This window comes from Pseudomonas grimontii, from assembly GCF_007858185.1.
GTDB classification, from domain to species: Bacteria; Pseudomonadota; Gammaproteobacteria; order Pseudomonadales; family Pseudomonadaceae; genus Aquipseudomonas; species Aquipseudomonas grimontii.
Genome location: NZ_VFES01000004.1, coordinates 22,083 through 43,228, shown reverse-complemented (window position 1 = coordinate 43,228; position 21,146 = coordinate 22,083). Strand labels below are relative to the sequence as shown.

Below are 21,146 nucleotides of genomic sequence, written 5' to 3'. Positions count from 1 at the left end.
CAACACAGGAGTGACCTCCCATGGACTTCAAACGCACCTTGCTCGCCGCCGCAGTCTTTACCCTCAGCAGCGCCGCCCACGCGCTGGAAATCAAATTCGCCGACATTCACCCTGCCGGCTACCCCACCGTCGTCGCCGAAGAAAACATGGGCAAGGCCCTGACCAAGGAAAGCAACGGCGAACTGACCTTCAAGTACTTCCCGGGCGGCGTATTGGGCTCCGAGAAGGAAGTGGTCGAACAGGCCCAGGTCGGCGCCGTGCAGATGACCCGTGTCAGCCTCGGCATCGTCGGGCCGGTGGTGCCGGACGTGAACGTGTTCAACCTGCCGTTCGTGTTCCGCGACCAGGCGCATATGCGCAAGGTCATCGATGGCGAGATCGGCGATGAGATCCTCGCCAAGATCACCGACTCCGAGTTCGGCCTGGTGGCCTTGGCCTGGATGGACGGCGGCACGCGCAACCTCTACACCAAGAAACCCGTGCGCAAGATCGAAGACCTCAAGGGCATGAAGATCCGTGTGCAAGGCAACCCGCTGTTCATCGATGCCTTCAACGCGATGGGCGCCAACGGGATTGCCATGGACACCGGCGAGATCTTCAGCGCCCTGCAGACCGGCGTGATCGACGGCGCGGAAAACAACCCGCCAACGATGCTGGAACACAACCATTTCCAGAACGCCAAGTACTACACCCTCACCGAGCACCTGATCCTGCCCGAGCCCATCGTGATGTCGAAAATCACCTGGAACAAGCTCACCCCGGCGCAACAGGTCATGGTCAAAAACGCCGCCAAGGCCGCCCAGGCCGATGAGCGCGCGCTGTGGGATGCCAAGTCCGCCAGCAGTGAGGAAAAACTCAAAAAGGCCGGTGTCGAGTTCATCACCGTCGACAAAAAACCCTTCTATGACGCCACCGCAGCGGTTCGCGCCAAGTACGGCGCGCCTTACGCCGACATCATCACGCGGATCGACGCCGTTCAATAACCTCTCCTGCCTCTCGCAAAAAGGCCCGGCGCGGTCTGCACCGACGCGCCCGGTTACGGTGAACGCCATGAAGAATCTACTGCTGCGCATCAACGACCGCATCTACATGACCTGCATCTGGGTCGCCGGCCTCTCGGTTCTCGGCGTCGCACTGATCATCCCCTGGGGCATCTTCGCCCGCTATATCCTCGGCACCGGCTCCAGTTGGCCGGAACCCACCGCCATCCTGCTGATGCTGGTGTTCACCTTTATCGGCGCCGCCGCCAGCTACCGCGCCGGTGCGCATATGTCGGTGGCCATGGTCACGGACCGCCTGCCGCCCGCCCAGCGCCGCATCGTCGGCATCCTTTCGCAACTGCTGATGGGCACCATCTGCCTGTTCATGGCCATCTGGGGCACCAAGCTGTGCCTGTCCACCTGGAACCAGTTCATGAGCGCCATCCCGACCCTGCGCGTGGGCATCACCTATATGCCGATCCCGATTGGCGGGCTGCTGACCCTGATCTTCGTGGTGGAAAAACTCCTGCTCGGTGACCAGAGCAACCGGCGCGTGGTGCGCTTTGACCTGGTGGAAGAAAGCGAAGGGGCTGCCTGATATGGACGCATTGATTCTGCTGGGCAGCTTTATCGCCCTGATCCTGATCGGCATGCCGGTGGCCTACGCCCTGGGTTTGTCGGCGCTGATTGGCGCGTGGTGGATCGATATCCCGTTCCAGGCCCTGATGATTCAGGTCGCGGGCGGGGTGAACAAGTTTTCGCTGATGGCGATTCCGTTCTTCGTGCTGGCGGGGGCGATCATGGCCGAGGGCGGCATGTCGCGGCGCTTGGTGGCATTTGCCGGAGTGCTGGTGGGCTTTGTGCGCGGCGGCCTGTCGCTGGTGAACATCATGGCCTCGACGTTTTTCGGCGCCATCTCCGGCTCGTCGGTGGCCGACACCGCCTCGGTCGGCTCGGTGCTGATCCCGGAAATGGAGCGCCGTGGCTACCCACGGGAATTTGCCACCGCAGTCACCGTCAGCGGTTCGGTGCAGGCACTGTTGACCCCGCCCAGCCATAACTCGGTGCTCTACTCCCTGGCGGCGGGCGGCACGGTGTCCATCGCCTCGCTGTTCATGGCCGGCGTGGTGCCTGGGTTGTTGATGAGCGCGTGCCTGATGGTGCTGTGCCTGATCTTCGCGAAAAAGCGCAACTACCCCAAGGGCGAAGTCATCCCCTTGAAACAGGCCCTGAAAATCTGCGCCGACGCGTTGTGGGGCCTGATGGCCATGGTGATCATTCTCGGCGGCATTCTCTCGGGCATCTTCACTGCCACCGAGTCCGCCGCGATTGCCGTGCTGTGGGCGTTCTTCGTGACCATGTTCATCTACCGCGACTACAAATGGAACGAGCTGCCCAAGCTGATGCACCGCACGGTGCGCACCATTTCCATCGTGATGATCCTGATCGCCTTCGCCGCCAGCTTCGGCTACATCATGACCCTGATGCAGATCCCGGCGAAGATCACCACGCTGTTCCTGACCCTGTCGGACAACCGCTACGTGATCCTGATGTGCATCAACGTCATGCTGCTGTTGCTCGGCACGGTGATGGACATGGCGCCGCTGATCCTGATCCTCACGCCGATTTTGCTGCCGGTGGTGCTCGGTATCGGCGTCGACCCGGTGCACTTCGGCATGATCATGCTGGTCAACCTCGGCATTGGCTTGATTACGCCGCCGGTGGGTGCGGTGCTGTTTGTGGGCGCGGCGGTGGGCAAGGTGAGTATCGAGAAGACCGTGAAGGCGCTGCTGCCGTTCTATGCGGTGCTGTTCCTCGTGCTGATCGCAGTGACTTACATTCCGGCGCTGTCGTTGTGGCTGCCCAGCGTGGTGTTGTGATGATGATTGAACTTGAAGACCACCTGACTCACCTCACCGTGAATCCGGCCGTGGGCGGCAGCATCGTCAACTGGACGGTGCGCGCCACCGGGCAGCCGTTGCTGCGCCATAACGATGAGCAGGCGATCCATACCGGTTTGCCCGGCAAGCTGGGGTGCTATCCGTTGGTGCCCTGGTCCAACCGCATTGCCCGTGGCGGTTTCGACAACCCCGAGGGTTGGCTGGCACTCACGCCCAACAGCCTGACCGATCCGCTGCCGATTCATGGTTCGGCCTGGCAACAGGCGTGGCAGGTGGTCAGCCAGACGTCGGATGAGGTACTGCTGGAGGTGCTGTGTGACGCGCCGTTTGCCTATCGCGCCGAGCAGCGTATTCGCTTGGGCGAAGGGATGCTGAGTATCGAGTTGCGCGTCACCCACCTGAGTGAGAAAGCAGCGTGGCATGGGCTGGGGCTGCATCCCTACTTCCCGCGCCGACCGGGTACCCGGTTGCAGGCCAAGGCCGCGCAGGTGTGGATGAGTGACGCCTCCAAGCTGCCGACAGGGTTGGCGCCGGTGCCGGGGGAGTGGGATTTCCGGGGATTGAAGACCCTGCCCGAAGGCTTGGTGGACAACGGGTTTTGCCAGTGGGACGGGTATTGCCGGATCGAACAGCCGGACCTGGGCTATGCGCTGGAATGCCAGGCCAGCGGGGCCGATTACTTCCTGCTGTACTGCCCGCCGGGGCTGGGGTTCTTTTGCATCGAGCCGGTGAGTCATCCGGTGAATGCTCATCACCTGGCGGGACGGCCGGGCCTGAAACTGCTGGAACACAATCAGTCGGTCCAACTCAATTTCAACCTGAAATACATTCAACATGTGGGAGGGGGCTTGCCCCCGATGGCGGCCTGACAGCCGACCAGGATGTTGGATCAGATCGAGTACATATCCGTTGCTGCGGTAACGGCCACTTAGGGTTCCGCTCTTACAGCGGCTCACTTTTGGAAAGGCCCAAAAGTAAAGCAAAAGGCCTTCGCCCCAACACTCGGCACCTCGCCCAGGCTCGGTGTGCCCGTAATCCGACAGTGATTTGGGGGGCCGCCGCCACGCGCCATCCATGGCGCGGGGCGGCTAAACCGGCATCCCTGCCGGTTTACCCCCCAAATCACTATCGAATTCCGGCCAGCGTGGTTTAACGGGGCGCCTGAGATCAAGATCAAGATCTAAAGCAAGATCAAGGGCGGCTCGCTTCGCATCGTGGTTAGCGTTGGCTAATACAACGTGTGTAGATACCCATGCTCATCGGGGGCAAGTCGAATCGTCGCACCGCCCCTCCCACATTTGAGCTGCGTTTACCCGTTAAAGCTTGCGCTCGAAAATCGCCCCCTCGATCCCCAACACTTCACGGGTATCCGCATAAATCCCCACGCCCTTCTCCCACACATGCTTGATCGACCGGTCGGCGCAGCGAATCCGGTAATTGAGCTCGAACGGCTCCTGCCGTGACAACGCATATTGCACCTCGCGCCATACGTAGTCAGCGTCCTGCGCCAGGATCAGGCTGTTGTAGGTGAACTCATGGTTGTCCACCAGGCGTTCGGCGGGGTAGCCGGTGAGTTGCAGGCAACCGGCGCTGACGAATTCCATGGTCCAGTCGCGGTTGTTGCGGCCGCGATAGATCAGGCCCGGCATGCTGTCGAGCAAGCTCATGCTGCTGCGCTGGCTGGCCTGCCAGGCGATTTCGCGACGCTTGTGGGCGGTGACATCGCCGGCCACCAGGTAGAAGCCTTGGGGGCCGCGCTTGAGGCTGATCTCGAACCAGCGTAACTCGCCGCTGGGGTGCACAAAGCGCAGGCGCTGATTGAATGAGGTGTCGGGGCGGCGGCGCAGTTCGTTCAGGGCCTGGCGCCATAGCGGGCGGTCTTCCTGGTGCACGTAGTCCATCAGGTTGCGCTCCGCGCCCGGCGGGCCCATCAACTCGGCCCAGGCCAGGTTGAAGTGGGCGATCTGGCCGTTGTCGCGCAGTTGCAATAAGGCGGCGGGAAAGCAATCCATCAAGTCCATTGGCGGCGGCGCAAACGCTTCGGGGCTGTCCCTCATCTAGTGGCGCTCCTCGTGTTTCATCAAGGCGCCGCTGTGCACCCAGGCCGCCAGTTCCAGGCGCGAATGCAGGCCGAGCTTCTGCAACAGGCTGCGCACGTAGATTTTCACCGTGCCGTCGCTGATCCCCAGTTCCCGGCCGATTTGCTTATTGCTCATGCCGGCGGCGATCAGCGCCAGGGTCTGGCCTTCACGCTCGGTGAGGTTGCCGCTGTCGATGGGGTCGCACGACGGCGACGGCTCGGCCTGGTCGGCGAGCAAGGCAATCAGGCTCGAGTCCAGCACGATCGCGCCCTTGTGACAGTTGCGCATATACGCCAGCAACGCGTCCGGCTCGGTTTCCTTGAGTACATAACCGCTGGCGCCCAGGCGCAAGGCCGTGAGCAACTCGGCGCGGTCCATGGAGGCGGTGAGCACCACCACCTGGCAATCCAGACGCAACTGGCGCAGTTCATCCAGCACTTGTAATCCGCTGAGTCCGGGCATGTGCAAATCCAGCAGCACCTGTTGCGGCGTCAGGCTCACGGCCAGGTTGATGCCCTCGCGGCCGCTGGCCGCCTGCCCCACCACTTCGAAGTCGCCGCTGGCATCGAACAACTGCGCCAGGCCCTTGCGAAACAACGGGTGATCATCGATCAGTAATAAGGTCGTGCAGTCCATCGAGACTCCCCTGTGGCAGATCGTGGTGGCGGCGCAGGCCAAGGTGCACACGCACCCCGTGCGGGCGGATCGCTTCAATGCTCAACCGTGCGCCGATGCTGGCGGCGCGCTCGCGGATAATCGCCAGGCCGAAATGGTTGTGCTCGTCGCAGGCCGGGATCAAGCCGATGCCATCGTCTTCCACCGACACCGAGGCGTCGCCATCCTGGGTCTGGCGCAGTTCGATGCGCACGTGGCGCGCGTGGGAATGCCGCACCGCATTGGCCAGGGCCTCGCGAATGATCTGCAGGATCTGCAATTCGGTTTCCGGGCTCAGGGCGTCGTCGGCCAGGCGGTTGTCGAGTTCGAAGACAATGATGCAGCGCCGCGAGAACTCCGCGACCGAATCGGCCAGGGCCTGGCGCAGCGAGCGCCCGTCCATGGTCAGGCGCGCACTGGTGATCAGCTCGCGCACCTGGCGTTGCAGTTGGCTCAGGCCGCTGCACAGGTCCTGCAGCGCCGGCTCGCCCAGTTGCGACTGCAAGCCATGGGCCTGGAACGACAGGTAGCCTAACTGCTGCGCCACCGAATCGTGCAGCTCACGGGCCAGGGCGCCGTGGCGGGAGGTCGCCTGTTTGCGCTGCTGCTCACGGTGGTGGCTGCGCAGGCGCACGCTCACGCCCACCGCCTGCGCCGCCTCTTCGAGCAACTGGCGCCAACTGGCACCGGCCCGCCGGGGGGTGTCGAGCAGCAATGCGCCCTTCTCACCCTCGGGCAAGGCGCACACCAGACGGTGCACGCCCCGTTGCCGGCAAGGTCCGCAGGCTTGGGGAGCGTCCGTCACGCTGGCGTCGCGCCAGGGGCAACGCGCGACCTCCTGGCAGCCGTCGAGCCACCCTCGCCGCGTCGGGCCCAGGTCTTCACCGCCGAGGATCAGGTTAAGCCTGGCAGGCGGCAGCAGTGCGTCGAAACGGTCCAGGAAACCCGACAGGGCACCGTCAGCGTGCAGGGGCAACCCGGCCAACAACCTGCGCACGCTGCGCGCCTGTTCGGGGCGTACAGGCCCCAACCAGAGCGGCCAGCCTTTTGGTCGTGTCAGCACTCTTTGATAACTCCCCGTCCGGTTGCTCTGCGTGGTCCAAAGGACCAGCAACTTCCATGCCCCGAATGGCCGGCACGCAAGGCTTATCTCCAAAGGCATAGCCCTTTTTCCAGATTGAGAAGATTTTCCCCATAGGAAAGTATCTCTCCCAACAGGAAACAAAACACACCGTGGAGAGCCCGCATGACGCCTACCCGCAGCCGCCCCATCGTGGTAATGCAATCAGCCGCCGCCAGCGCAGCGTTCATCAGCGAACTGCACATGCCCGTGCTGTTGAACGGCGAACACCCCGACTTTACGCGGCGCCTGCAACAGGCGCTGGCCAGCGCCACCGTGGGCTGCCGGCTCTACCTGCTGGGCGACGAAGCCTTTATCTGGCGTGTGCACGGCGAGGCCCGCGCCGCCGGCCTGGAAGACGACGAGATCGACATGACCTGCACCACGCCGGGCCTGCGCCAGGTGTATTGCGCGCACTGCGGCCTGACCCAGGCGGCGGGGCCGGAGCCGCTGTTGAACTGCATCGGCTGCCACGTCGGGCTGGAGGTCCGCACGCATTTTTCCCGGCGCCTGGGGGCGTATCTCGGCGTATGCATCAACCCCGACCAACCCTACGCGGGGTTCCAGCCATGAGCGCGGCCCTCAACGTTCAGGTCAGTGCGGCACGCATGCTCACGCCGGAGGTGCGCGAATTCACCCTGACGCCCGCCACGGGCAGCCTGCCCGGCTTCTCGCCCGGCAGCCATGTGCAGGTGCACCTGCCGCTGGCCGAAGGCACGGTGCGCAACGCCTATTCACTCACCAGCGACCCGGCGCACCCCCAGCACTATCGCATTGCCGTGCGCCTGCAAGACGCCTCGCGCGGTGGCTCGCAGTACCTGCACAGGCAGGTGCAGGTCGGCGACACCTTGCAGATTTCCCCGCCGGCCAATCTGTTCGCGCCCCATGGCACCGCGCGCCTGCATATCCTCATCGCCGCCGGGATCGGGATCACGCCGTTCATGGCCTATATCGCCGCGATGGAACAGCAGCAGGCCGACTTCGAACTGCATTACCTGTTCCGCCGGGGCCTCAGCGACGCCTATCTCGACGAGCTGCAACAGCGCCTCGGCCCGCGCCTGCACACCTACGACCGCCGCCCGGACCTGAACCAGATCCTCGCCAACCGGCCGCTGGGCAGCCACGTCTACACCTGCGGTCCGCAGCCCTTGCTCGAGGCGGTTGAGCAACACGCTTCACGCCTCGGTTGGCCGAGCAGGCGTGTGCATTCGGAAGCCTTCAAGGGCGCACAACCCGGCCAGCCATTCGACCTGCACCTGCTGCGCAGTGGCCGGCGCCTGCGGGTCGAGGCCGAACAAAGCCTGCTCGAAGCCCTGGAACACGCAGGATTACAGGTGCCCAACCTATGCCGTGGCGGGGTCTGCGGCCAGTGCATCACGCGCCACCAGGGCGGCGCCATCGAACACCGCGACAGCTTCCTCAGCCCGGCCGAGCAGGCCGACTTTCTGATGCCCTGCGTCTCGCGCGGCAGCGGCCCCTGCGTTTCGCTGGACCTATAGGAGTGAGTGCCATGCCCCTGCAAACGAGCCCCGTGCTGAGCTATCGCGACGATTTCAGTTTTCGCAACAGCCCGGCAGCGATCCGGCGTTTTCCCTTTCCCTTTATCGAAGACAGCTACCTGTACTCGGTGAACATCGAACCGGCCATCTCCCGCGACCCCGGCTCGATCTATGAACACGCCTTCGACATCGACGAGCACTACCGCTCGGAAATGGCCGAGCGCGCCCTGGTGCTGGACAAGGACCCGCGCCGCTACCTGGTGATGCCGCACATGCAAGTGGCAGCCTGGGATGCGCTGCAGATGATCATGGAACACCTGGCCGCCGACTACCCGCAGTCGTTCAGCCTGACGCAAAACGGCGAGCGCTGGCAGTGGCGCAACCACCTGCTGGACATCGACCAGTCCTTCATCTTCGGCGATGCCAGCAGCCTGCCCTGCGCGCCGCTGGAGTACATCGGCCGCCAGGTGCAGGGGGATTTCGCCCTGCTCGACCAGCGCGACGGCGACCTGTACATGGACGCCGGCCTGGTCACCAGCCCGGCCGACTGGTCGCTGGCGTTCGACGCTGGCATGAGTTTCAAGCAGTGGCACGCACCGGTGCCCATGGCCCATCAGATGGGCGTGTTCGAACGGGCGCTGAAGTACCTGCTCAACCTGCAGGTCGGCCAGCCGGTACGGCGCTTGAACTGGACCCTGACCATCAACCCGCGCCTGGATTCGTCGCCGGAAACCTTCCATGAATGGGGCGCCGATCGCGGCCAGATCACCGCGCAGAACGTCGGCCGACAAGTGCACCTGCGGGTCGAGCTGCAAGTGATGGCGCGCCTGCCGCGCAGCCACGCGGTGATGTTCAGCATCCGCACTTACCTGATCAGCCTGGACGAACTGGTCACGCAACCCGGCTGGGGCTGTCGCCTGCACCGTGTGCTGCGCGACCTGCCCGACCCCATCGCCGACTACAAGGGCATGACCCGCTACCGCCACACGCTGGTCGAGTGGCTGAGCCAGTTCGACCCACAGGCCTGACGCCCCTTCTTCTACGACAAGGAACCTCACATGACCCACTCATGGCGTATTTCTGCATTGGCCGAACGGCACCGCGCCCTCGGCTCGAACCTCGAAGACTGGAACGGCATGGGCACTGCCTGGACCTACAGCAGTGACCTCGCCGACCACCACCAGGCGATCCGCACCTGCGCCGGCCTGATGGACGTGTCCGGCCTGAAAAAAGTCCACTACGTGGGCCCCCACGCCGAGAGCCTGTTGCAGTGGGCCACCACCCGCGACATCGCCAAGCTCTACCCCGGCAAATCGGTGTATGCCTCGATGCTCGATGAGGATGGCAAATTCGTCGATGACTGCATCGTCTACCGCACCGGCCCCAACGCGTTCATGGTGGTGCATGGCGCCGGCACCGGGCATGAAATGCTCGTGCGCTCGGCCCAGGGCCGGCAAGTGGCGGTGCTGTTCGATGACGACCTGCACGACCTGTCGCTGCAAGGCCCGCTGGCGGTGGATTTTCTCGCCGAACACATGCCCGGCATCCGCCAACTGGCGTACTTCCACCACCTGCAAACCCGCCTGTTCGACCGCCCGGTGATGATCTCGCGCACCGGCTACACCGGCGAACGTGGCTACGAGATTTTCTGCAAGGCCGCCGATGCGCCGTTCCTGTGGGACAGCATCCTCGAACAAGGCGCGAGCCTGGGGATCATCCCCTGCGCCTTCACCGCCCTGGACTGGTTGCGGGTAGAAAGCTCGCTGATGTTTTTCCCCTACGACAACTCGCAGATGTACCCCTTCGCCGACCAGAAGGCCGGCGACACCCTCTGGGAAATGGGCCTGGATTTCACTGTTTCACCTGGCAAGAACGCCTTCCGTGGCGCCGAAGAACACCTGCGCCTGCGCGGCCAGGAGCGCTTCAAGATCACCGGCGTGCTGCTTGAGGGCGTCCGCGCCGCCGAGGCCGGCGACACTGTGTGGCAAGGCAACCAACAAGTCGGCGTGATCACCTGCGGCATGTATTCACGCCTGAGCAAACGCTCGATGGCCATCGCACGCATGAGCGTCGCCTGCTCCGAACCCGGCATCGCCTTGCAGGTGCGCGGCAGCCTTGAGGCCAGCGCCAGCACCCACGCCCTGCCCTTCGACGACCCGCAAAAAACCAAGCGCACGGCCAAGGGCTGAGCCTTCCTTCACGCAATTCAGGAGCCTTCGATGGACGCCTCCAGCGAACATTACATCCTCAAGATCACCTGCCCGGCGGCGTCCGGGATTGTCGCCGCGATCAGCGCGTGCCTGGCCCAACAACAGTGCTACATCAGCGAGCTGGCGCAGTTCGACGATGAGTTCACCGGGCAGTTTTTCATGCGTGCGGTGTTCCGTTTCAACACCGGCGTGAGCGGCGACATCGGCGCCCTGCGCAAGGGCCTCGGCGACCTCGCCGGTGGCTTCGACATGCACTGGCAATTGTTCAGCTCGCGCCAACCGACCCGCGTGCTGCTGATGGTCAGCAAGTTCGACCACTGCCTTACCGACCTGCTCTACCGCCACCGCAAGGGCGAGATGGACATGCACATCACCGCCGTGGTCTCCAACCACCTGGACCTGCGGGCAATGGCCGAGCGCGAAGGCATCCGCTTCATCTACCTGCCGATCACCAAGGACACCAAGGCCAGCCAGGAAGCCGAGCTGATGCGCATCGTCGAAGACACCCAGACCGACCTGGTGGTGCTGGCGCGCTACATGCAAATTTTGTCGGACGGTCTGTGCCAGCAACTGTCGGGGCGCGCAATCAATATCCATCACTCGTTCCTGCCCGGTTTCAAGGGCGCCAAACCCTATCACCAGGCCTATGACCGCGGCGTCAAGCTGATCGGCGCCACCGCCCACTACGTCACCAGCGACCTCGACGAGGGCCCGATCATCGAGCAGGAAATCCAGCGCGTCGACCATACCCACTTGCCCGACTCGTTGGTCGCCATCGGCCGTGACACCGAAACCGTGGCCCTTTCCAAAGCCCTGAAATACCACCTGGAACACCGGGTGTTCATCAACCAGGACAAGACAGTGATCTTTCGCTGAAACCTTCAGGAGGCACGCTCATGACCCTACGTGTTGCAATCATCGGTGCCGGCCCATGCGGCCTGGCGCAACTTCGCGCGTTCCAGTCGGCCCGCGACAAAGGCGCCGCCATCCCTGAGCTGGTGTGTTTCGAAAAACAGCAGGACTGGGGCGGCATGTGGAACTACACCTGGCGCACCGGCCTCGACGAGAACGGCGAGCCGGTGCACGGCAGCATGTACCGCTACCTGTGGTCCAACGGCCCCAAGGAATGCCTGGAGTTCGCCGACTACACCTTCGAAGAGCATTTCGGCCGACCCATCGCCTCCTACCCGCCGCGTGAAGTGCTGTGGGACTACATCAAGGGCCGCGTGGAAAAGGCCGGCGTGCGCGACTACATCCGCTTCAACAATGTGGTGCGCCAAGTCACCTTCGATGAACAGAGCCAGCGCTTCACCCTCTACGCCCACGACTACACCAGCGACACCTTGACCTGCGAAGAATTCGACTACGTGATCAACGCCTGCGGCCACTTCTCTACGCCCAAGGTGCCGTACTTCGAAGGCTTCGAACAGTTCGCCGGGCGTATCCTGCATGCCCACGATTTTCGCGAGGCGCTGGAGTTCAAGGACAAGGACCTGCTGATCGTCGGCAGCAGCTATTCGGCCGAGGACATCGGCTCGCAATGCTACAAATACGGCGCGCGCAGCATCACCAGTTGCTACCGCAGCGCGCCCATGGGCTATGCCTGGCCGGATAACTGGGAAGAAAAACCGCTGCTCCAGCGCCTGGAAAACAACCGCGCGTACTTTATCGATGGCAGCAGCAAGCACATCGACGCGGTGATCCTGTGCACCGGCTACAAGCACCACTTCCCGTTCCTGCCCGATGAACTGAGCCTCAAGACCGACAACCGCCTGTGGCCGATGAACCTCTACAAGGGCGTGTTCTGGGAACCCAACCCGCGCCTGATCTACCTCGGCATGCAGGACCAGTGGTACTCCTTCAACATGTTCGACGCCCAGGCCTGGTATGCCCGCGATGTGATCCTCGGGCGCATTCAGCTGCCCGGCCACGCCGAGATGGTCGCCGACAGCCAAGCGTGGCACGCACGGGAACAGACCCTGGAAACCAACCAGCAGATGTTCGAGTACCAGGGCGCCTATATCCAGCAACTGGTGGACGCCACCGACTACCCGAATTTCGACATCGCCGCCGTCAACGAAACCTTTCTGCACTGGAAGCACGACAAGGCGGAAAACATCATGGGCTATCGCGACAAGTCCTATCGCTCGCTGATGACCGGCACCCAGTCGCCGCCGCACCACACGCCGTGGTTGCAGGCCCTGGATGACTCGATGGCGGCGTACCTGGGTGAGCCCACGACACCCATCAAGTCGGTCGGCTGATGATGAATGCACCGCGTGTTTCCCATCCCCGAGAGCCCGGGCTGTTTGCCCGCGCGCCGAACCTGGAACGCTACCGCGTGGCCGCCGGCGGTGTGACCCTGGTCGACTTGCAGCCCGGCGACGGCCTGCAAGTGATCGACGTCGAAGGCCGGCAAACCTGCGCACTGCTGGCCCTCGACGCCGGCGGTCGCAGCGCGTTGGCGAGCTGGGGGCTGAGCGGGTCAACGGTTTGCAGCGTGCCTGGGCGTATCGGCCAGGCACTGCAGCGGCGCGGCATCGACGCACAGGCATTGCCGCTGGCTGCCTCGCTGTGGGACGCCGACAGCCCGCCCGGCCACAGCCGGCAGTTTGTCGCCGAGGACGCGCTGCTGGTGATTGTCGCCGCACCCGCCGAGGCCACCGCCGTCGACCGGCAATACCGGCCCAGCGAACTGCGTCTGATAGTGACGCGGGCCAATCCGTCGCCGCTGCTACTGCCGGCCCTGCCCGAGCCGTTGGGCGATGTACTCGACGAATTCACCCTGCGCGCGGGCACGGCCCACGGCTACACCGTCGCCAAGGGGCAGTACATCCAGGTGCTGGACGTGGCGGGCCGCCAGTGTTCGGACTTCGTCGCCCTCGACCGGCGTGCCCTGGATCGCGGCGTCGAGCTGGACTTGGACCAGACCGTCACGCGCACGCTGAACGGCAGCGCCTACCCGGCACCGGGGCTGTTCTCGAAGTTTTTCGACCGCCAGATGCAACCGATGCTGGAGGTGGTGCAAGACACGGTCGGGCGCCACGATTCATTCGCCCTGGCCTGCGCGGCGCGCTACTACGAAACCCATGGCTATTTCGGGCACGACAACTGCAGCGACAACCTCAGCCGCGTCCTTGCGCCCCATGGCGTGCAGGCGCGCAACGGCTGGCCGGCGATCAATTTTTTCTTTAACACCGGTATCGATGCGCACCAGCAGATGACCCTCGATGAACCCTGGTCTCGGCCCGGCGATTATGTGCTGCTGCGGGCCATGACCGACCTGCTGTGCGGCAGTACCTCGTGCCCGGATGACATTGACCCGGCCAATGGCTGGAACCCGACCGACATCCATGTCCGCATCTACAGCGAAAAGGAGCGTTTTTCCATCGCCATGAGCACTCGAACCACGGCGGATGCCGACCCGATCCTCACCCGTGAGTCCGCGTTTCACTCACGTACCCGCGCCCTCACCGGCAGCTTCACCGACTACCGCAACTGGTGGCTGCCGCTGCGCTACGACGGTTACGGCGCCACCGAGGAATACCTCGGTTGCCGCGAACGGGTGGCGGTGATGGACCTGACCGCCCTGCGCAAATTCGAAATCATCGGCCCCGACGCCGAAGCCCTGTTGCAGTACTGCCTGACCCGTGATGTACGGCGCCTGGCGGTGGGCCAAGTGGTCTATTCGGCGATGTGCCACGCCCACGGCGGCATGCTCGACGACGGCACCTTGCTGCGCCTGGGCCCGGACAACTTCCGCTGGATCTGCGGCGAAGACTACGCCGGCGTGTGGTTGCGCGAACAGGCACAGAAACTGGGCATGAAGGTGTGGGTCAAGTCCGCCAGCGAACAGATTCACAACCTGGCGGTGCAAGGGCCGCGCAGTCGCGAGTTGCTCAAGCAGATGGTCTGGACCCCGCCCACGCAACCGAGTGTGGAAACCCTCGGCTGGTTTCGCTTCCTGGTCGGCCGGCTGGACGGCTTCGACGGCTGCCCGTTGATGATTTCGCGCACCGGCTACACCGGCGAACTGGGCTTTGAGGTGTGGTGCCAGCCCGAAGACGCCGAACGGGTCTGGGACCGCATCTGGCAACTCGGCCAACCCTTGGGCCTGGTGCCCCTGGGCCTGGAAGCCCTGGACCTGCTGCGCATCGAAGCCGGGCTGATTTTCGCCGGCTACGAGTTCAGCGACCAGACCGATCCATTCGAGGCCGGTATCGGTTTCAGCGTGCCGCTCAAGAGCAAGACCGATGACTTTATCGGTCGCGACGCCCTGCTGCGGCGCAGCGCCCACCCCAGCCACAAGCTGGTCGGCCTGCACCTGAGCGGCAACGAGGCCGCCCACCACGGCGACCCGGTGTACCAGGGCCGGGCCCAGGTCGGGGTGATCACCAGTGCCTGCCGCTCACCGCTGCTGGCCAGCAATATCGCGCTGTGCCGGGTCGACGTGAGCTGCGCCGAGCCCGGCACTGAACTTGAGATCGGCAAAGTCGATGGCCTGCAGAAGCGCATCAGCGCCACGGTCAGCGCAGCGATTTTCTACGACCCGGACAAAAGCCGGGTGCGTAGCTGATCGTCCCGAAACGTGTGTGCCACCCCATTTTGACTGCCCCAACCTAACCGCTATTCAGACATGGGAATACGAAGATGGAAGCGACGACGTTCGAGGCTGTACCGCAGGCTGCCGGCTCGGTGGGCAGCCTGCACCGCAAGATCGATTGGCGCGGAGCATTCTGGGTCGCCAGTGGCGTGCCCGCGCTGGTGCTGTTCTCCATTGGTGCGATTGCCGCCACGGTGGGCAAACCGGCGTGGATCGTGTGGATCGTGTCGATCCTGTTCGGGTTTATCCAGGCCTTCACCTACGCCGAGATCGCCGGGCTGTTCCCGCACAAATCCGGCGGCGCTTCGGTGTACGGCGCGGTGGCCTGGGTGCGCTACAGCAAGCTGATCGCACCGGTGTCAGTGTGGTGTAACTGGCTGGCCTGGTCGCCGGTGCTGTCCATCGGTTCGGGGCTGGCGGCGGGGTATATCCTCACGGCGCTGTTTCCCGCCGACGCGTTGATCAACACCTGGCAACTGACCTTGCTGGACCTGGGCTGGGTCAAGAGCGGGCTGTCGTTGCGCATCAACGCGACGTTCGCCATTGGTTTGTTGATTTTGCTCACGGTGTTTGCCGTGCAGCACGGCGGCATCCTGCGGTCGGCGCGCCTGACCCTGGTGCTCGGCGTCACCTCGTTGATTCCGCTGCTGCTGGTGGGCGTGGTGCCGTTGTTCACTGGGGATGCGACCCAGGCCAACTTCCTGCCGCTGTATCCCCTGGCCCATGACGCGGCCGGGCAAGTCATCGATGGGCCATGGGATATTTCCGGCTGGTCGCTGATGGCCGGCGGGCTGTTCATGGCGGCGTGGTCCACCTACGGCTTTGAAACGGCGGTGTGCTACACCCGTGAGTTCAAGGACCCCAAGCGCGACACCTTCAAGGCGATCTTCTACGCCGGCCTGCTGTGCATCCTGGTGTTCACCCTGGTGCCGCTGGCGTTTCAAGGCAGCCTCGGGCTGGGCCAACTGGTGACGCCAGCGGTGCTCGATGCCAGCGGCGCAGTCGTCACGCCCGCGGTGTACAGCGGCCTGCTCTCGCCCGCGATCTACAGCGGCATGGGCGTTGGCCAGGTGTTGGCCGACAGCATCGGCGGCGGCAAGGTGGTGGCCAATATCGTGCTGATCATGCTGGTGCTGGCGACGTTGCTGGCGATCATGACCTCGATGTCCGGTTCGTCGCGCACCCTGTATCAGGCCTCGGTGGATGGCTGGCTGCCCAAGTACCTGGGGCGCACCAACGAACATGGCGCGCCGACGGCGGCGATGTGGACCGACCTGTCGTTCAACCTGCTGCTGTTGCTGATGTCGGACTATGTGTTCGTGCTTGCGGCTTCAAATGTCAGCTACATCATCTTCAACTTCCTCAACCTCAATGCCGGCTGGATCCACCGCCTGGACCGCCCCGACTGGGTGCGCCCGTACAAAGCCCCCACCGTGCTGCTGGCGGCCGGCGGCGTGCTGAGCTTCGTCAACCTGGCCTGCATGGGCCTGGGCGCGGACATCTGGGGCGCGGGCACGCTGGTCACCGGGTTGCTGCTGGCGCTGCTGATCCTGCCGGTGTTCTGCTACCGCCACTATGTGCAGGACAAGGGCCGCTTCCCCGCCGCCATGCTCACTGACCTGTATATCCAGGCCGATGACGGCCAACGCCGCGCAGGCTGGCTGCCCTATGCCACGCTGGTCGCCGGTGTGCTGGTGGTATATGCCTGCCATCAACTGGTAGCCTGAGCCTTCTGGCCTGCCTATGGCTGAGGGATTCTTATCCCTCAGCGCCTTAATTTCCCCAGACAACGGTGACGCTTTTGACCAGCTCTCTCCCCACGCCTGCCCGCGATATCGACGGCAAGGCCATCTCTGCCCAGGTACTCGACGAGGTTCGCGAAGAGGTCCTGCTGCTAGCCTCGCAGCAAATCTACCCGGCCCTGGCGGTATTGCTGGTGGGCGATGACCCGGCCAGCCACGTCTACGTGCGTAATAAGCTGCTGCGGGCCAAGGAAGTCGGGATTCGCTCCCTGGAATACCGGCTGCCGGAGGATGCCAGCCAGGCGCAGGTGCTCGACCTGCTTGCCCAGTTGAATGCCGATGCGACGGTCAACGGCATCCTGGTGCAGTTGCCACTGCCGGCGCATATCGACGAAGCGGCAGTGATCCACGCGATCGACCCGATCAAGGATGTCGATGGCTTCCACCGCGAAAACGTCGGCGGCCTGGTGCAAGGCATCGAAGTGCTCACGCCCTGCACCCCCAGCGGCTGCATGCGCCTGCTGCACGAAACCTGCGGCGACTTAAGCGGCTTGCACGCAGTGGTGATTGGCCGTTCGAACATTGTCGGCAAACCCATGGCGACCCTACTGCTGCAAGCCAACTGCTCGGTCAGCGTGGTGCACTCGCGCAGCGTCGATGCCCCAGCGTTGTGCCGTTTGGCCGACATCGTCGTCGCCGCCGTAGGCCGGCCGCAGTTGATCGATGCCAGTTGGCTCAAGCCCGGCGCAGTGGTGATCGATGTGGGGATCAACCGCATCACTACCGAGACCGGCACGCGGTTGGTGGGGGATGTGGATTACGCCAGCGCACGCACCGTGGCCAGCGCGATCACGCCGGTGCCCGGCGGTGTGGGCCCGATGACGATAGCCTACTTGCTGAAAAACACCCTGGTGGCAAGCCAGCTGCAACGCAGCAAGGCAAATGAGGGAGGGGACTTGCCCCCGATGGCGTTGGCTCAGCTACAACCAAGCTGACTGACAGACCGCTGTCGACGCAGAGATGGTAACCACGATGCGAAGCGAGCCGCTCTTGCTCTTGCTGTAGATCTTGATCTGGATCTTGATCTTGATCTCAGGCGCCCCGTTAACCACGCTGGCCGGAATCCGATAGTGATTTGGGGGGTAAACCGGCAGGGATGCCGGTTTAGCCGCCCCGCGCCATGGATGGCGCGTGGCGGCGGCCCCCCACATCACTGTCGGATTACGGGCACACCGAGCCTAGGCGAGGTGCCGAGTGGTGGGGCAAGAGCCCTTTTGGTTACTTTTGGGGCTCTTTTCCAAAAGTGACCCGCCGTAAGGGCGGAACCCATAGCGGCCGTGACCGCAGCAACGGATATGTACTCATTCCAACTCCAACAAATGGTCGGCCCAAAGGCCGCCATCGGGAGCAAGCCCCCTCCCACATTTAGGTAGCGGGGCACCAGTTAGATAGTCGTCGGCTCCTGAGCCATCACGGAAGCAAGCCCCCTCCCACATTTTGAGCTGCGTTTACTCAGGGAAAATGATCAGTGGTTGTAGGCCCGCTCATTATGCTCGGCCAGGTCCAGCCCCATCTCCTCCACCGACTCATGGGCACGCAAGCCAACCAGGGCATTGACCACCTTGAGGATGATCCAACTGATCACAAAGCAATACACCGTGGTCAACAGCACCCCCTTAAGCTGGGCGACCACCTGCCCGCCCATGGTCACACCTTCCACCAGGCCACCCATGGACGGTACGCAGAACACACCGGTCAACACCGCGCCGATCATGCCGCCGATGCCATGCAGACCAAACACATCGAGGCTATCGTCGTAACCGAAGCGGCGCTTCAACACCGTCACGCTCAAGTAGCAGAACACCCCGCACAACAGACCGATAGCCAACGCACCACCGACACCCACATAAGCACACGCCGGCGTAATCCCCACCAGTCCGGCCAACGCACCGCTGGCCAGGCCGAGGGCGCTTGGCTTGCCGACCTTAAACCACTCGGTGAACATCCAGCCCAGAATCCCGGCGCAGGCGCCCAACTGCGTGTTGAGCATGACGATGCCCGAGGTGCCGCTGAGGCCGCCACCGGAGCCGATATTGAAGCCGAACCAGCCGACCCAGAGCATCGCCGCGCCGGCCATGGTCAGGCTGAGGTTATGCGCCGGCATCGGCGTGTTCTGGTAGCCCTTGCGCTTGCCGAGGATCAGGCACGCGGCCAGCGCAGCCACACCGGCATTGATGTGCACGGCGGTGCCGCCGGCAAAATCGAGCACGCCCCAGTTATGCATCAAGGCCCCCGAACCGCCCCAGACCATATGCGCCACCGGGGCATACACCAGGGTGAACCAGAGGGCCATGAACAGCAGCGCCGCCGAGAATTTCATACGTTCGGCAAAGGCGCCGGCAATCAGGGCCGGGGTGATGATGGCGAAGGTCATCTGGAAGGTCACGAACACCCCTTCCGGAATATCCCCCACCAGGCTCTCCGGGGTCATGCCCGCCAGGAAGGCGCGGCTCAGGCCGCCGACAAAACTGTTGAAGGTCACCTGCCCTTCGACCATGCCGGACGTGTCGACCACCATGCTGTAGCCGTAGATCACCCACAGCACGCCCACCAACCCGGCGATGCCGAAGCACTGGGTGAACAGCGAGAGCATGTTTTTCGCACGGACCAGGCCGCCATAGAACAACGCAAGCCCCGGCAAGCACATGAACAGCACCAGCACGGCGGCGGTGACCATCCAGGCGGTGCTGCCGGTGTTCAAGGTGGGGGCGTCGGCGGCCTGGGCCAAGGGTGCAAAGGCACTGGCCGCGAATAAACCGAAGAAGGATTTGCCGAGAAGACGATTGACCATGTTCAAAGCTCCTGCAAAAGATAGGGGAGATGCATGTAGGAGCGAGCTTGTTCGCGAAAAACGTCCAGGCAACGCGGTCATCCAGGATGCCCGCGTTATCGTTAACGACCTTCGCGAGCAAGCTCGCTCCTACAGGGGTGGAACGCCGTAGCAGCCGGCAAGCCGACTCGTAACTCAGTAACCGGAACCCGGCACCCAACTGGTCCCCGCCAGCGGCACCCGGGCCATGGCGGCCGATTCCACCGTCAGCGCCACCAGGTCCTCGGGGTCGAGGTTGTGCAGGTGCGATTTGCCGCACGCACGGGCCATGGTCTGCGCCTCCAGCACCATCACCCGCAGGTAGTTGGCCAACCGCCGCCCGCCTTCCACCGGGTCGAGGCGCTTGGACAGCTCCGGGTCCTGGGTGGTGATGCCGGCCGGATCGCGGCCGTTCTGCCAGTCGTCGTAGAAGCCGGCGGCCGAGCCGATCTTTTTCAGTTCCGCGTCCAGCCGTGGGTGGTTGTCGCCCAGGGCAATCAGCGCCGCCGTGCCGATGGCGACCGCATCCGCGCCCATCGCCATGGCCTTGGCCACATCGGCGCCGTTGCGAATCCCGCCCGACACAATCAACTGGACCTTGCGGTGCATGCCCATCTCCTGCAAAGCCTGTACCGCTTGCGGGATGGCCGACAAAATCGGGATGCCCACGTGCTCGATAAACACTTCCTGGGTCGCGGCGGTGCCGCCTTGCATGCCGTCGAGCACGATCACATCGGCACCGGCCTTGACCGCCAGCTTCACGTCGTAATACGGCCGGCTCGCGCCGATTTTCACGTAGATCGGTTTTTCCCAATCGGTGATTTCGCGCAGCTCGGCAATCTTGATCGCCAGGTCGTCGGGGCCGGTCCAGTCCGGGTGGCGGCAGGCGCTGCGCTGGTCCACGCCGATAGGCAAGGTGCGCATGCCGGCCACACGCTCGGTGACCTTCATGCCGAGCAACATGCCGCCGCCGCCGGGCTTGGCACCCTGGCCGAGGACGATCTCGATGGCGTCGGCCTTGCGCAGATCATCCGGGTTCATGCCGTAGCGTGATGGCAGGTACTGATACACCAGGTGCTGGGACTGGCCGCGCTCTTCCGGGGTCATGCCGCCGTCACCGGTGGTGGTGCTGGTACCGGCAATGGTCGCGCCACGGCCCAGGGCCTCCTTGGCATTCGCCGACAGCGCACCGAAACTCATACCGGCGATGGTCACCGGGATCTTCAAGTGGATCGGCTTCTTGGCAAAGCGATTGCCGAGGATCACATCGGTGCCGCACTTCTCGCGATAGCCTTCCAGCGGGTAGCGCGACACGCTGGCGCCGAGCAGCAGCAAGTCATCGAAGTGCGGCAGCTTGCGCTTGGTGCCGCCGCCGCGAATGTCGTAGATGCCGGTTTCGGCGGCACGCTGGATTTCCTGGATGGTCAGGCGGTCGAAGGTGGCCGACTCGCGCAGGACCGGCGGGGTTTGTTCAGTCATGGTGGAGC

Annotated in this window: 18 protein-coding genes; 13 read left to right on the top strand and 5 right to left on the bottom strand. The window is 63.9% G+C overall.

Going from position 1 to position 21,146, the window contains the following annotated elements; genetic code table 11:
• The first annotated feature begins 20 nt into the window (after nt 1–20).
• The 4 genes from FIV39_RS08655 (at nt 21) to FIV39_RS08640 (ending at nt 3,750) form a co-directional block, all read left to right on the top strand.
• Nucleotides 21–983: a TRAP transporter substrate-binding protein gene (locus FIV39_RS08655; RefSeq protein WP_090402568.1), complete on the top strand. Its 963-nt coding sequence runs from the start codon at nt 21–23 to the stop codon at nt 981–983.
• A 67-nt stretch (nt 984–1,050) separates the two neighbouring features.
• A complete protein-coding gene (locus FIV39_RS08650) occupies nt 1,051–1,578 on the top strand; it encodes a TRAP transporter small permease (RefSeq protein WP_090402566.1) in 528 nt (175 codons plus the stop codon).
• 1 nt (nt 1,579) lies between these two features.
• Entirely contained in the window at nt 1,580–2,860 is a 1,281-nt protein-coding gene (locus tag FIV39_RS08645; RefSeq protein ID WP_090402564.1) for a TRAP transporter large permease, read from the top strand.
• A gap of 2 nt (nt 2,861–2,862) precedes the next feature.
• A complete protein-coding gene (locus FIV39_RS08640) occupies nt 2,863–3,750 on the top strand; it encodes an aldose 1-epimerase (RefSeq protein WP_090409896.1) in 888 nt (295 codons plus the stop codon).
• A 447-nt stretch (nt 3,751–4,197) separates the two neighbouring features.
• Here the strand turns inward: FIV39_RS08640 and FIV39_RS08630 are convergent, their stop codons facing one another.
• The 3 genes from FIV39_RS08630 to FIV39_RS08620 are packed head-to-tail and all read right to left on the bottom strand — an operon-like array spanning nt 4,198 to nt 6,613.
• Entirely contained in the window at nt 4,198–4,938 is a 741-nt protein-coding gene (locus FIV39_RS08630) for a PAS domain-containing protein (RefSeq protein WP_090402562.1), read from the bottom strand.
• Nucleotides 4,939–5,598 (bottom strand): response regulator, encoded by a 660-nt coding sequence (locus FIV39_RS08625; protein WP_090402560.1) that lies wholly within the window; start codon nt 5,596–5,598, stop codon nt 4,939–4,941.
• Entirely contained in the window at nt 5,567–6,613 is a 1,047-nt protein-coding gene (locus FIV39_RS08620; RefSeq protein ID WP_090409894.1) for an ATP-binding protein, read from the bottom strand. The genes FIV39_RS08625 and FIV39_RS08620 overlap by 32 nt, the downstream gene beginning before the upstream one ends.
• A 249-nt stretch (nt 6,614–6,862) precedes the next feature.
• Here FIV39_RS08620 and FIV39_RS08615 point away from each other — a divergent pair, with 249 nt between their 5' ends.
• The 9 genes from FIV39_RS08615 (at nt 6,863) to folD (ending at nt 17,785) form a co-directional block, all read left to right on the top strand.
• Complete coding sequence (locus tag FIV39_RS08615; RefSeq protein WP_090402558.1) at nt 6,863–7,309, top strand: dimethylamine monooxygenase subunit DmmA family protein; 447 nt, start codon at nt 6,863–6,865, stop codon at nt 7,307–7,309.
• A complete protein-coding gene (locus tag FIV39_RS08610) occupies nt 7,306–8,235 on the top strand; it encodes a PDR/VanB family oxidoreductase (protein ID WP_090402556.1) in 930 nt (309 codons plus the stop codon). Before FIV39_RS08615 ends, FIV39_RS08610 begins: the two co-directional genes overlap by 4 nt.
• A gap of 11 nt (nt 8,236–8,246) precedes the next feature.
• Nucleotides 8,247–9,263, top strand: coding sequence for a heme-dependent oxidative N-demethylase family protein (locus FIV39_RS08605; protein WP_090402554.1), 1,017 nt, complete (start codon nt 8,247–8,249; stop codon nt 9,261–9,263).
• Nucleotides 9,264–9,293: 30 nt separating this feature from the next.
• Nucleotides 9,294–10,424, top strand: coding sequence for an aminomethyltransferase family protein (locus tag FIV39_RS08600; RefSeq protein WP_090402552.1), 1,131 nt, complete (start codon nt 9,294–9,296; stop codon nt 10,422–10,424).
• Between the two features lie 30 nt (nt 10,425–10,454).
• Nucleotides 10,455–11,321 (top strand): formyltetrahydrofolate deformylase, encoded by an 867-nt coding sequence (gene purU, locus FIV39_RS08595; RefSeq protein ID WP_090402550.1) that lies wholly within the window; start codon nt 10,455–10,457, stop codon nt 11,319–11,321.
• A gap of 20 nt (nt 11,322–11,341) precedes the next feature.
• Nucleotides 11,342–12,709, top strand: coding sequence for an NAD(P)-binding domain-containing protein (locus tag FIV39_RS08590; protein ID WP_090402548.1), 1,368 nt, complete (start codon nt 11,342–11,344; stop codon nt 12,707–12,709).
• Nucleotides 12,710–12,711: 2 nt separating this feature from the next.
• Entirely contained in the window at nt 12,712–15,021 is a 2,310-nt protein-coding gene (locus FIV39_RS08585) for a DUF1989 domain-containing protein (protein ID WP_090409892.1), read from the top strand.
• A gap of 74 nt (nt 15,022–15,095) precedes the next feature.
• Entirely contained in the window at nt 15,096–16,775 is a 1,680-nt protein-coding gene (locus tag FIV39_RS08580; protein WP_090402546.1) for an APC family permease, read from the top strand.
• Nucleotides 16,776–16,849: 74 nt separating this feature from the next.
• On the top strand, nt 16,850–17,785 hold the full coding sequence (gene folD, locus FIV39_RS08575) for a bifunctional methylenetetrahydrofolate dehydrogenase/methenyltetrahydrofolate cyclohydrolase FolD (protein WP_090402544.1): 936 nt from the start codon (nt 16,850–16,852) through the stop codon (nt 17,783–17,785).
• A gap of 530 nt (nt 17,786–18,315) precedes the next feature.
• On the opposite strand, the gene FIV39_RS08570 is transcribed toward folD, so the two are convergent.
• Together FIV39_RS08570 and FIV39_RS08565 are read right to left on the bottom strand one after the other, a co-directional pair.
• On the bottom strand, nt 18,316–19,641 hold the full coding sequence (locus FIV39_RS08570) for an ammonium transporter (RefSeq protein WP_090402542.1): 1,326 nt from the start codon (nt 19,639–19,641) through the stop codon (nt 18,316–18,318).
• 174 nt (nt 19,642–19,815) lie between these two features.
• Nucleotides 19,816–21,138 (bottom strand): FMN-binding glutamate synthase family protein, encoded by a 1,323-nt coding sequence (locus FIV39_RS08565; protein WP_027603581.1) that lies wholly within the window; start codon nt 21,136–21,138, stop codon nt 19,816–19,818.
• Nucleotides 21,139–21,146: the final 8 nt, after the last annotated feature.